The 504-nt window shown below is 69.6% G+C and carries 1 protein-coding gene; it reads right to left on the reverse strand.

What is annotated here, in order from left to right; all coding sequences use genetic code 11:
• Positions 1 to 504 (reverse strand): SpvB/TcaC N-terminal domain-containing protein (locus tag AC1DXV_RS35275; protein WP_477938139.1); only part of this gene is annotated, 504 nt, incomplete at both ends.

Below are 504 nucleotides of genomic sequence, written 5' to 3' on the forward strand. Positions count from 1 at the left end.
GCTGAACACCAGCTGCTGAACACCAGCTTGCTGCCCGGCGCCTGCGTCGGCGTGCCGGTGTAGCGGATCTCGCGCAGGCTCCAGTCGTGCCCCGCGATCGGCGTGCCGGCCACCGTGCCGCTGCCCCACGCCAATCCGTCGCGCTGCTGGTACTGGTAGTCGATGTAGTTGCCGCGCAGGTCGCTGACACGGCTGACGAGCCAGGTCGTGATGACGCCGGTGCCTTGCGCCGTGATGGCCGCATCGGCTGTCGCGTTGCTGTTGTTGCCGTACTCGTAGACCTTCCCGTCCTTGGTCCACACCTTGAAATACGCCGGCGCACCGCCGCCTACGCCGTACGCCCGGACGCGCGCGAACGAGTCGCGCTCGGTGCGGAACTCACGCAGCAGGCCGCCGCCGCCTGCGCTGTCGTCGGTCTGTGGAAACGCCAGCGCCGCGCCCGTCGCACCCGTCTGGATCAGCCGCTGGCCGTCGAGGCACAGCTTGTCGGCCGCCGTGTTGTCG

Source organism: Rhizobacter sp. P3_C12, from assembly GCF_056402735.1.